The 11,883-nt window shown below is 72.5% G+C and carries 8 protein-coding genes, 1 pseudogene and 1 riboswitch; of the genes and pseudogenes, 1 reads left to right on the forward strand and 8 read right to left on the reverse strand.

The genetic code is table 11. The features are described from left to right. Window positions 1-525 (reverse strand): GTP-binding protein (locus E1264_RS32110; RefSeq protein ID WP_132179464.1); only part of this gene is annotated, 525 nt, incomplete at its 3' end. A 183-nt stretch (window positions 526-708) separates the two neighbouring features. Next, window positions 709-843: riboswitch (cyclic di-AMP (ydaO/yuaA leader) on the forward strand. A 7-nt stretch (window positions 844-850) separates the two neighbouring features. On the opposite strand from E1264_RS32110, the gene E1264_RS32115 reads away from it, so the two are divergent. After that, window positions 851-1,822, forward strand: a complete 972-nt coding sequence (locus E1264_RS32115; RefSeq protein WP_243711294.1) for a C40 family peptidase — start codon at window positions 851-853, stop codon at window positions 1,820-1,822. 372 nt (window positions 1,823-2,194) lie between these two features. Here the strand turns inward: E1264_RS32115 and E1264_RS32120 are convergent, their stop codons facing one another. The 7 genes and pseudogenes from E1264_RS32120 to E1264_RS32150 form a co-directional block, all read right to left on the reverse strand. After that, complete coding sequence (locus E1264_RS32120) at window positions 2,195-2,605, reverse strand: (deoxy)nucleoside triphosphate pyrophosphohydrolase (RefSeq protein ID WP_132179466.1); 411 nt, start codon at window positions 2,603-2,605, stop codon at window positions 2,195-2,197. Beyond that, window positions 2,602-3,345, reverse strand: a complete 744-nt coding sequence (locus E1264_RS32125; RefSeq protein ID WP_279491706.1) for a Mut7-C RNAse domain-containing protein — start codon at window positions 3,343-3,345, stop codon at window positions 2,602-2,604. Before E1264_RS32125 ends, E1264_RS32120 begins: the two co-directional genes overlap by 4 nt. A gap of 66 nt (window positions 3,346-3,411) precedes the next feature. Then, window positions 3,412-4,461, reverse strand: a complete 1,050-nt coding sequence (locus E1264_RS32130) for a bifunctional lytic transglycosylase/C40 family peptidase (protein ID WP_132179468.1) — start codon at window positions 4,459-4,461, stop codon at window positions 3,412-3,414. After that, a complete protein-coding gene (locus E1264_RS32135; RefSeq protein ID WP_132179470.1) occupies window positions 4,458-5,096 on the reverse strand; it encodes a hypothetical protein in 639 nt (212 codons plus the stop codon). The genes E1264_RS32130 and E1264_RS32135 overlap by 4 nt, the downstream gene beginning before the upstream one ends. After that, on the reverse strand, window positions 5,096-7,513 hold the full coding sequence (locus E1264_RS46070) for a type IV secretion system protein (RefSeq protein ID WP_165964482.1): 2,418 nt from the start codon (window positions 7,511-7,513) through the stop codon (window positions 5,096-5,098). Before E1264_RS46070 ends, E1264_RS32135 begins: the two co-directional genes overlap by 1 nt. Then, complete coding sequence (locus E1264_RS32145) at window positions 7,510-9,999, reverse strand: ATP-binding protein (protein WP_132179472.1); 2,490 nt, start codon at window positions 9,997-9,999, stop codon at window positions 7,510-7,512. The genes E1264_RS46070 and E1264_RS32145 overlap by 4 nt, the downstream gene beginning before the upstream one ends. A gap of 190 nt (window positions 10,000-10,189) precedes the next feature. Next, window positions 10,190-11,883, reverse strand: a pseudogene (locus E1264_RS32150) (hypothetical protein); the annotation flags it as partial.

The following is an 11,883-nucleotide window of genomic DNA, read 5'->3' on the forward strand; positions in this document are numbered from 1 at the left end:
CCGCCCCGCCCGCCCGGACGCGTACACGATCGGGAAGTCGATCTGCGCCTCGTCGGCGTCGAGGTCCATGAACAGCTCGTAGGTCTCGTCCACGACCTCGTCGATGCGGGCGTCGGGCCGGTCGGTCTTGTTCACCACCAGGATCACCGGCAGCTTGGCCTCTAGCGCCTTGCGCAGCACGAACCGGGTCTGCGGGAGGGGGCCCTCGCTGGCGTCCACCAGCAGGACGACGCCGTCCACCATCGACAGCCCGCGCTCCACCTCGCCGCCGAAGTCGGCGTGGCCGGGGGTGTCGATGATGTTGATCGTCAGCCCGCCGTGCCTGACCGCCGTGTTCTTCGCGAGAATGGTGATGCCCTTCTCACGCTCCAGGTCGTTGGAGTCGAGCACGCGGTCGTCGACATCCTGGTTCTCGCGGAAGGCGCCGGACTGCCAGAGCATGGCGTCGACCAGCGTCGTCTTTCCATGGTCGACGTGAGCGACGATCGCGACGTTCCGGAGGTCGTCGCGCGTGGAGATGGGCATGCGGGCTCGCCTTGCGTGAGAGTTCGGGATCGGCCGCTGACACACGGCAGCCCCCATTCTACTTGGCTCGGCATACCACCCATCCCGGGCGATCGGCGTCCCCCTCCGCCGATTGGCCAACCTTGCTGATCCTTTGTAATGTGCCCGAGGTCCGGCCGTCCGGAGCCCCCCTCCCCCGGGGCTGCGGCCGGAGCGCCGAATCTCCCGTCCAGGGAGAACCGGGGACCCAAATCCCTGGGGTGAATCGACGCAACGTCGTAGGGCGACTCCTGGCCCGAACCCGTCAGCTAACCCGGTAGGCGCGCGAGGAGAGGAGAACACCGGCTTGGCACCGGATCCCCACCGGCGGCGCCGCGTCACGCCCGCCGCCGCGGCGACCATGCTCCTGATCGGCCTCGGCGCCACCGCGCCCGCCGTCGCGCACGCCGCACAACCGTCCGGGCGCGGCCTGCCCGCCGCCGCACCGACCCCGGCGCCCTCCCCGCTCCCGACGACGGAGGCCGGCCTGCGCAAGAGCCTGGACGCGCTGAACGAAGAGGCAGAGATCCTCACCGAGAAGTACAACAAGACCCGCGTCGAGCTGGGCAAGGCGCAGAAGGCGCAGCAGGCCGCCGTCCAGCAGGCCGCGGCGCTGCGCGTCCAGGCCGCGCCCGCGCGCGAGCGGCTCGGGCAACTGGCCGCGGCGAACTACATGTCCGGCGCACCGGACATGCTCTTCGGTGCGAACGGCTCCCCGGAGGGCCTGTCCGACCGCGCCTACCTCGCACAGAACCAGACGACCGCCGTCCAGGCCCTGCAGAAGCAGATCGACCAGGCGGACGCCGCCCAGCGCACCGCCCAGGCGAAGATCGCCCAGGTCAGGCAGGCGGCGGCGGACGCGGAGAAGGCCCGCCAGGCCGCCAAGGCCAAGGTCGCGGAGGTCATGAAGCGCCTCGACAAGCTGACCACCACCCACGTCCGCGACCCGCGCAGCGGCCTGCGCGCCACCGTGAAGGGCTCCGACCTCCCCGCCAAGATGGCCCGCAAGGCGCTGACCAAGCTCGGCGCCCCCTACGTGTGGGCCGCCGCCGGACCGAACTCCTTCGACTGCTCCGGCCTCGTCGTGTGGGCCTACACCAAGGTCGGCAAGCCCGGCCTGCCGCACTACACCGGCGACCTCTACGGTCTCGGGACGAAGGTCTCCCGAAGCGGACTCCGCTCCGGCGACCTGGTCTACTTCGGCGCCGGCCTCCACCACATGGGCATCTACCTGGGCGACGGCAAATACCTGCACGCCCCCAGACCGGCGACGTGGTGAAGATCTCCAAGCTCTCCGACCGCTCCGACTACGCCGGAGCCAACCGGATCTCCTAGATCCGCAAGACGTACAGGGCCCCTCCTGCGGCGCGGTAGGAGGGGCCCTGTGCTGTGTTTATTGTGTTTTTTTCCTCCTTCGGGCCCTGGGGGCCTCCATCGTCAAAAAGCACGCGCGATCGCTGCATCGCTTCGGCTCGCCTGGCGGCTCGCTGCGCGATCAGGTTCTCGCTTCGCTCGAACCTGCCTTCGGACGCGATCGCAGGCATTGAGGTTGTTGCGTGGTTGCGGTGGGGGCTGGGGTCAGCGCAGTAATGGGTGCGGGTTTGTGGATCGCTTGGCTCGCCTGCCGGCTCGCTGCGTGACGGGGGCGGGGTTAGTTTCCGAGGAGGCGCTGGGTGGCTAGGGCGTTGATCACGGGGAGGTCGCCTGGGAGCCAGTCGACGTCGTATAGCTCGTTCTGGGAGAGCCAGCGGAGCGCCAGGTGTTCTAGGGCGCGGGGTTCGCCTTCTACTATGCGGGCCGTCCAGACTCGGAGGACGGCCTGGTCGCTCAGGCGCCAGTCGGTGCCGATCCTGCGGGTCAGGCGGACCTTGACGGCGAGTTCCTCGTGGCACTCGCGGACCAGCGCGTCCTCGTCGGACTCGCCCGGGTCGACCTTGCCGCCCGGCAGCTCCCAGCCGCCCGCCATGTGCGGCGGCTCGGCACGCTGCGCGGTCAGCAGCCGTCCGTCCCGGATGATCGCCGCGCCCACCACCACGAGCACGTTGCCCCTCTCTCCGGTCATTTCGCGGCGGCTGCCTCGACCAGCCGCGTCGCCTCGTGGACGATCTTCTCAAGGTGGCCGCCGTGCGCGCCGCGCCAGTACAGCTGGCCGCAGTCGGCGCAGCGGCCGTAGACGTCGTAGCTGCGGCGGGTGCCCGCCTCCAGGTCGCTTTCGATCTCCTGCTTGTCGACCGGGACGAGTTCCCCGTTGCAGGCCGTGCAGCGGGTCCAGGGACGCAGGACGGGCGCGAAGCGGTCCAGGACGTCGCGGAGCTGGTCGTCCGGGCGCGAGCCGCGGACGTAGGCGCCGAACCACAGCGCGCGGCGGCGGAGCAGGCCGCGGTCCTGGGTGAGCAGGACGCGGCGCTCCTCGTTCGCCTGGACGACCAGCGCCGGGTCGTCCATGTCGTTTTGGTAGGCGGTGTCGAGGCCGAGGAGGCGCATCCGGCGGGCGAGCGTGCCGAGGTGCACGTCGAGGACGAAACGCGGCGCGACCTGGCCCGGCTCCAGCGGGACGGGCTGCGGGCGCGGCACGGCCGCCACCAGCACCTCGGCGCCGGGGGCCGGACGGGTCGAGGGGTCGGCGGGCTCGCCGCCGACGGTCATCGGGCCGGCCTCCGGCAGCGGGACGCCGAGCGACTCCACGAGATGCCCCAGCGTCGACGTCCCGTCGGCGGGCACGCGGCTCACCGGCTCGCGCCGCGCGGCCGGCAGGAACATCAGCAGCTCGTCGGCGACTCGGATGGTCAGCTCGGGCTCCACGCGATCAGCATGCCACGCCGCCCGCCGGATCCCCTCCGTATTTCTCGGCGGCGGACGGCCGTCCCGCTATCCGGCGGCCAGCTCGTTGACCTTCTTCTTCAGGTCGGGGCGGGCGAGGGGGCGCGTCACCCCGATCCAGTCGGACCGCTTGTAGGGCTTCACGCCGATCGCGGGGACGCACGTCGAGCAGCTCGCCACGATCATCTTGCCCTCGCCGATCACCATCCCGACATGGCCGGGATTGTTCGCCGACGTCCCCGGGCCGGAGTCGAAGAACACCAGGTCACCGGGCTGTTCCTTGCCCTTCGGGATCTTCACGCCGAAGGGCCACTGCTGGAACGTCGTGCGCGGGATGTTCAGGCCGGCCGTCCGGTACGCGGCCTGGATGAGGCTGGAGCAGTCCCACGCGTCGGGGCCGTTGGCGCCGAACACGTACGGCTTGCCGCGCTGCGCCATCGCGAACGCGATGATCTGCTTGACGAGGCCGGACGCGTTCGCCGGGAGGTCGTTGTCCTCGCACTCGATCCCGTTCGCCTGGACGACCTTGAAGTCGCCGCCCACGTAGCGCTTCGCCCAGTCCAGGACGAGGTTCACGTAGTCCCACGAGTGGTTGTACTGGAAGATCGCGGTCCGCATGCGGCGCGGGGCGCCGTTGTGCTTGAGGTACGCGGCGGCGGACGGGATCGCGTCGGCCGGGTCGTACCGGTTCTTCTTGCCGTCCTTGTTCCCGTCGACCGCGAACGCGTCCCACGTCGGCTGGAGGAACTGCATCGGGCCGCCGGCGCCCGCGTAGTTCTCGCCGCTTTTGACGCCCGGCAGGGTGGACGTCCCGTGGCTCGTCTCGACCTTCCCGATCCCGGCGAGGACGTTCCACGGGATGCCGAACTTCTCCCCCGCCTGCTTGTAGAGCTCAAGGTAGTTCGAGGGGATGGCCTTCGCGTCGGTCGCCGCGGCGGGCTGGGCCTCGGCGCCCGACACGTTCACGCAGTTGCCGCCCGCGACGCCGCCGCCGAACATGAACCGGCTCGCGCCGAGCATCACCGGGACGATGATCAGCCCGGCGAACATCACCGCGGCGGCACCGAGCGCCGCGGCGATCAGCACCCGGCGGCTCATCCCGTGTCACCCGCCTGGCCCACGTCCGCCGGCTGGAAGGAGTAGACCTTCAGCGAGCCGCCGTCGCGCGCCACGGTCACCGCGTACCGCTTGCGGTCGTTGCTCTCGGCGTCGCCCTCGGTGACCCGCTGCGTGCCGGTCACCAGGAAGATGATCGAGTTGTTCTCGATGGTGCGGACCTGGTCGAGGCTCGCCGAGCCCTGCGCGACGACCTTGGTCCGGCGCCGCTCCTCCAGCAGGCCCGGCGTGGCCGCGTCCCGCGCGAGTTGCACCCCGAGGTCTTCGGTGACGAACCCGGACAGCCGCGCCGCGTAGGTCTCGGGCGGCTCGTCGAAGCGGTACGTGCCGTAGGCGGCGACGAACCGCTGCGCCAGGTCGGCGGCGGTGGCGAACTCCTCGCGGTTGAACGGCAGCAGCCGGTAGATGTCGAAGTCGGCCGGGTTCACGGGCTGCTGGATCCCGGGCGGCGGGGACGCCGGGCCGACCGGGCCCGCGGTCGGCGTGCCGCTCGGGCGCGCCTGCCGGCGGGGCGGATCGTCCTCGGGGGCGGCGAACGTCAGGTACAGGCCGATGGCGGCGAGCAGCACGACGAGGCCCCCGAACAGGAACCGGCGCTGCCGGTCGTTCAGGTTCATCAGTCGTCCCGTTCCGCCTCACCGGACGGGCGGTCGACGGGCCGCAGCCAGAACGGCAGCGATGGGCCGTCCTGCGAGCCGCCCCTGCCCCACAGCGGTGGAGGCGTCCGCCGCTCTCCTCCCGGCTGGGACCTCGACGGCGCACCGCCCGCCCCGCCGCGCTGCCGGGGGATGTTCGAGCCGCCGCCGGAGCCACCGGAGCCGCCGCCACCGCCGCCGTTGCCGGAGCCGCCGCGGCCACGGCCGCGCTCGGCCGCGCCCGGCGAGCGGCCACCACTGCCACCGCCGCCTCCGCCGAACCAGCCGCCTCCGCCGCCTCGGCCATTCCCGCCGGAACCGCCCGAACCTCCGGAACCGCCGCCCGAACCGCCGTTGCCGCCTCCGCTGACACCGCCGCCGGATCCGCCGCGTCCCGTCCAGGACGGCGGGCGCTTGGTCCCCGCGCCCGAGCCCGCGCCGGGCGACGACTTGCCTCCGCCGACCACGACGCCCTCAACGGGACCGCCGGGGCCGTTGCCGTCCGTGCGGCGGTCGGTCGCCGCGGCGGCGCGCGACGGCAGGTTCAGCGGCGGAGCGCCGCGCTGGGGCCGTCCCTGGCGTGCCGCGATGCCGGTTCCGGCGCCGCGCGGCCGGGCCGCCAGCACCGGCGCGTCCTCCGGCGACGGGCCTTCCGCCGCGCCGGCGCCGCGCCGGTCGGCCGCGGCGACCGCCGTGCCGGGCTGCGTGTCGCGCTGCGCGGTCGCGCCCGCGGCCTCGGACGTCGCCTCCCGCTTGGCCCAGCGCGCCAGCCCGGCGCCGCCGAACGGCGCGACGGCCGCGATCGTGCTCCGGCGCGCCTCGGACGCGGACCGGTCGAGCATCGCCTCGCTCTTCTCCCGCGACCCCACGGCGCCGTAGCCGACCGCGGAGAACAGGTGCTGGAACGGCCTGCGGTACACGAACGCCGCGAACGTCACCAGCGCGATGAGCAGGATCTGCAGGCCCCACGGCAGCGTCTCGCCGAGGATCAGCCCGTACGCCCACAGCAGCAGCGACAGCACGCCGATCAGCGCGGCCTGTTTCAGCAGCATGGAGAGGAGCAGTTCGAGCCAGCGGATGGCGATGACCCGTCCGATGCCCGGATGGATCCCGATCCCGAGGAAGATCGGCCCGGCCACGAGCAGCAGCAGGAACGCGATCTTCACCACGATCAGCGCGATGGCGATGACCATGATGAGCACGCCCGCGACGATCGCCGCGAGCAGCCCGCCGAACGCGACCCCCAGCCGGTTCTCCCAGTTCTTGCCCTGGAAGAGCGGATACGTCCCGGGATGTTTTTCCTCGACGTTCTTCGCGACGTCCTTGTAGGCGTCGGCCTTCTTGCCCAGATCGGCCCTGTTGTTGTCGCCGTAGGTCTCCGGCAGGTCGACCGCCTGCGACCAGAGCAGCTTGTCGGCGTTGTCCTTGACGATCTTGGCGTTGGGGTCGGTGGTGCCGAACACGCCCTGCATCCACGGCTTGCAGACCAGCGCCACCCACAGCCGGTTCGCGTTGCGGGTCGTCTCGTCGAGGTTCGCCGACGCCGACGGATCGGGTTTGCCGCCGGGCGCCGGGATGCACACGCCGCCCTTGGTGTCGCTCTGCGGCAGCGCCGCGTTGAACGCCGCGCTCGTCGCCTCCGACGTCGTCGTCCCGAGCGTGGTGAAGTCCGACGGCCGCGCGATCAGCCACACCAGCGCCACCATCGCGACGACCATCCAGATCACGCCCTCGGTGACCTTGCTGGCCCGCTTGCGGACGAGCCCCCACCAGGCCAGCCACATCGCCCCGAGGATGACCACCCACGACCAGTAGCGCGCGTTGAACGTCTGGCCCATGTCGGTGATGACGCCGTCGACGGTCTCCTTGAGCCAGTTGAGCAGCGACGGCGACGCCGCCGCCTGGTAGACGCTGATCGTGGTCCGGTCGATCGCCCGGACGAACGTGAACACGGTGTTGGCGAGCCCGTTGCCCATCAGGGCCATCGCGTCCGAGCAGCCCATGTCGACGGCGTACCAGTACTGCCCCGCGGTGCCGTACCGGTCGTAGTAGGTCAGGTTCTCGACCGGGGTCTGCTGGAGCTTCTCGCTCGGATAGTCCGGCGGCTTGATCATGCCGTCCGTCCCGGACCCGTACTGCTCGGGCGAGGGGCTCTCCGCCGGGCTGCACGCGTCGTTCGGGGTCGGCAGGCCCGGGTTCGGCACCGACGCCATCGCGGGCGACAGCGGGCCGATCATGAACAGGGCCATGACGACCAGCAGCAGCACCGAGCGGCGGGTGCGCGGGTGCCTGCGCCGCTGCGGGCGCCTGGGGCGGCCCGACCGCTTCAGGACGGCGCGGTCGAGCCCTTCGCCGGGCGAGCGCTGCAGGCGCGCCGTCCCGTCGCGGGGACCCCTCATCGACTGACCTCCTCGACCTCGGCCCCCGCGGCGGTGAGTTCGGACGTGCCCGGACGGGACCGGGTCGGGTTGGTGTCCAGCCAACGCTGCAGTTCCTCGGAGATCAGGTCGACGCCGATGCGCCCCGCTCGGCCGTCGAGGTCGCGGAAGATGCATTCGCCGTTGCCGAGGTTGCGCAGCACGGCCTTGTGCTCCTCGGACGCCTCCACCCCGAGAAGCGCCATGACGTTGCCGACCTCGACCCGCTCCGTGGAACGGAAGCAGAACACCGAGGACAGGCAGTTCGTGACCTGCTCGTTCAGCAGGTCGCCGGCGTTCTGGGAGACCAGGATCAGCGCGGTGTTGCGCGACCGGCCCATGCGCGACACCTCCGGCACCAGCTTCGCGCCCTCCGGCGTCGAGGTGATGGCCCACGCCTCGTCCAGGAAGATCGCCTTCGGCATCCGCCGGTCGAGGCCGTGCATGAGCCGCCGCGCGAACTGCGACACCAGATACATCAGCGCGACCGAGAGGCGCTGCTCGTAGGAATAGTCCTCACGCGAGATCGCGACGTCCGGCAGGGTGAGGCCGCCGAGCGTGAAGACGGTCGTCCAACCGGCGGTGTCGATGCGCTCGCCGCCGGACGGGTCGAAGCACAGCCGCGCGAGCCGCATCTCCGACATCGACCGCAGCACGGCGCCGAGGTTCTTGGACGCCGGGTCGTCGGCGCCTTCGAGGTAGTCGACGACGCGTCCGAGCGACGGGCGTTCGGCGTTGGCGACCGCGCCGACCGCCTGGATCATCGCGGACTCGCGCTCCTCCGACATCCGCGGCAGCAGCAGCCGCAGCGTCTCCGTCGCCATCGTCTTCATGGTGGCGAGGTCGTCGCCGAAGGAGAACGGGTCGAGCAGGCCGGGCGCCGCCGACCCGAGCGGCAGGATCCGCGCCTTGCGGCCCCGCGCCTTCAGCAGCTCCACCAGCGACTCGGCGTCGCCCTTCGGGTCGATCGCCGCGATCGTCACGCCGCGCAGCGCCATCTGGTAGATCAGCAGCAGCGCCAGCGTCGTCTTCCCGCCGCCCGGCTCACCGGTGATCGCGACCGCGGTCGGGCGGTTGCGCGCTGCCGCGACGAGCGGGTCGAAGTGCACGATCGACCGGGCGCGGCCGAGCGTCTCGCCGATGTACGGGCCGATCCAGCCCTCGTCGTGCTCGTCGGTGCGGTCGCCGAGGTCGACGGTCGCGACCGGCATGCCGCCCGCGATCGTCCGCAACGGCTGGCGCTGGGCGTACGCGTTCAGCCTGATCTGGTCGCCGGGCAGCGACTCCAGGAACAGGGAGAACTGGTCGCCGGTGGAGTTGACGACGTCGATGCCGATGTCGCGGTAGTGCTCGACGACGGCGTCCACCCGCTGGGCGAGCAGCTCCTCCGTCGGCGCGGACACGATCAGCCGGTGCCACCCGTACACGAACGGCAGCCGCTCCTTGGTGATGCCGTGCTCCAGCATCCGCGCCGCGTCGATCTGCTCCGCGAGCGCGATCGGCGCCTCGGCGCCCGCCTCGCGGATGTGCTGGTCCATGTCGCGGGCGTGCGCGAGCTTGCGGGAGACGTCCTTGGACGCCTTCGCCGGCGGGATCAGCTTCATCCGCGCGCTGATCTCCACGGGGAACGGGAGCGCGTCGGAGTAGTGGAACCAGGGCTCGCCGTCAGGGAACGGCATCAGGTCGGGGAAGCGCGCGAACGACAGGTACGCCACGTAGGACGCGGCCGTAGCGCCCGCGCCGGTGCCGGTGAAGTTCGGCTGCTCGATCCGCAGGTACGAGCGCCCGTTGTGGATGGCGCCCTCGACGAGCGACTCGATCTCGCCCTTGCCCCACGTCCGGCGCGGCACGGCCGACGGCGGCGGATCGGCCAGCGACCCCGTCACCGCGTGCTGGAACAGCCACGCCACCTCGGTGGACGTGGCGTGCCGCGCGTACAGCGCCGACCCGCCGAGCGCGCGGCCGATGCGTTCGGCCTGGTCGGTCCAGCGCGCGATCTCCTTCTTGTCGATCGCGTCGTCGTGGACGCCGAGGACCTTCTCGCTGCGCTTGTAGAACCCGAGGAGCTGCGAGAACACCCCGCCGGACAGGTGCGCGCCCATCCCGCGCGGCCCGAGCCGGACCCCGAGGTAGACCTCCTTGGTCCAGAAGTCCTTGGCCCAGACGTGCGCGTAGGTCTCTTCCAGGTACTCCCGCCAGCCGGGGCCGTCGTCGGACGTCCGGTCGAGCGCGAGCGCCCAGTCGGCCGCCGGGTACGTCCGGTGCGCGATCCGCAGGTGGACCTCGGCGTCCTGCATGCGGATGCCCGCGAGCGCGATGGTGATGTTGGTGGCGAGCGCCTCGCGCTCCTCCCCCGTGGTGAACTCGTACGACACCGTGGGCAGGCGGAAGTAGGCCCAGGCGGCGTTGTCGGTGAGCAGCACCCGGTCGTCGAAGTACCGCACGGCCAGCCGGCTCGACTTGCTCATGCCGTCCTCCCCATCCCGGTCCATTGTGCCGAGGCGCGGGCGATCGCGAAGGGCCGCGCGGGGAAGTGTTCGCCTTCCCGATGGTCATCAACGTCAGGCGCGCCCGCCAGGAAGGCCCCGATGGCATGGGCCCTCATGCAGGTCTCCGCCCGGCTGACACAGGTCTCCGCTCGGTGCCCGCGAGGGGCGCTCATCGGGTGGCCTCCTGCTCGTGCTCGAACTCCTGGTAACGCTCGGGCATCACGGTGAAACCGCCGGCGACCACGCCGGCGAGGGCAAGATAGGCACGCCGCGTCGGCGAGCGCAACGACTTCAGCTCGTTGCGCGGCGCGCGGTCCATGCTCAGGTGATCATCCCACGGAATGCGCACCAGCGCCCGGCAACGCCCCCGCGCCATCGCCTCGGCCTGCTCGACGTCGTCCATGCTGCGGCGGCTCACCCCGTTGATGACCGTCACCGCGCGGGACCGCAGCTCCTCGTAGCCGTGGCCGTCGAGCCACTCGAACGTCATCGCGACCGCGCGCGGCGCGTCGGCGCTGGCCGGGGCGACGAGCACGAGCTGGTCGGCGTACGGCAGGACGCGCGCGACGACGGCCGCGGCCGCGTCGAGCAGCGTCACCGAGTAGAACCGGTCGATGGTGCGGATCGCGAGCGCGTAGTCGCGGTCGTCGAGCGCCTGGAGCGGGTTCTTGCCCGCCGCGATGACGTCGAGGCCCGACTTGGCCTGCGAGGTGTACCGGCGCATCGCGGTGAGGGACCCGACCTGGTCGGCGCGGGTGATGAGGCCGGTCAGCGTCTCGTTGGTGTCGCTGCGCGTCCGGCGTGCCAGCGCGCCCGGACCGGGGTTGACGTCGACGGCGACGATCGGCTCCCCGTTGTGCTGCGCGAACGTGTGGCCCAGCATCAGCGCGGTCACGGTCTGCCCGGCGCCGCCGGTGCAGCCGAGCACGACGACGTGCCGCGTCCCCCGGAAGGGCTGCTGGAGGCGCTGCTGGTACTCGGCGTCGACGTCGCCGTGCCCGCCGCCGACGGCGTGGAACAGCCGCCGCAGCCCGCCGCCGGTGACCTCGTGCTCGGGGTCGGGCGGCGTGATCGCGGGACCGGACGGCGGCGGCGCCGGTGGCGGCGGCAGCGGCCGCGGCCGGACGGGCGAGGCCGGCTGAGACCGGACCTCGCGCGGCGGAGCCTGCTGCTCCTGCGGCGGTTCCGGCCAGGGCGGCGCCTGCGCTTCGGGCTCCTGCTCAGGCGCGGGCTCCGGGACCGGGCGCAGCGGCTTGGACAGGCCCTGCGACCAGGGCCGCGGCGGCTCCATCCGCGGGGCCGGGGCCTCCCCGGCCGGGCGGGCGCCGTTCGCGGGCGTCTCGTCCGGCCATGCCCCGAACGCCCCGGGCACCATCGGCAGGTCGGGCCGCGTCGCGGGCGGGGGCTTCCTCTGGCCGGCGACCTTCCTGTCGCCGGCCTCTCCGTTGGATCGCTGCTGCAGCCTCTGGCCCTCGTCGCGCTTGGTGAGGTCCTGCCGTGCGGGCTCGGCGGCGGCGGGCGGCTCCTGCCGGACGTCGCGCCGCGACTCGCCCTCCGACCAGACCTGCTCGCGAGGCGGCCCGGCGGGCCCGGCCGTCTCGGCGGGCGCGGCGGGCTTGGGGGCGGGCCCGGCGACTCTGACATCGCCCTCTTCACCGGCCGGACGCTCCTGCTCGGTGGCGGCGGGCTCCGCTTCCAGGGCCGGGCGGGCGCCGGCCGGCGGGGCCTGCTGCGGGATGTCGGGACGGGTGGCCGGCGGAGCGGCGGCCTGCCAGACCTCCGCCGGGGCACCGGGCCGGCGCACGCCGGAGGCGAAGGCCCGCTTGCCAGGCCCCGGCGCAGGTGGGGGGAGGTCTGCCTGGG

This window comes from Actinomadura sp. KC216, from assembly GCF_004348535.1.
GTDB lineage: Bacteria > Actinomycetota > Actinomycetes > Streptosporangiales > Streptosporangiaceae > Spirillospora.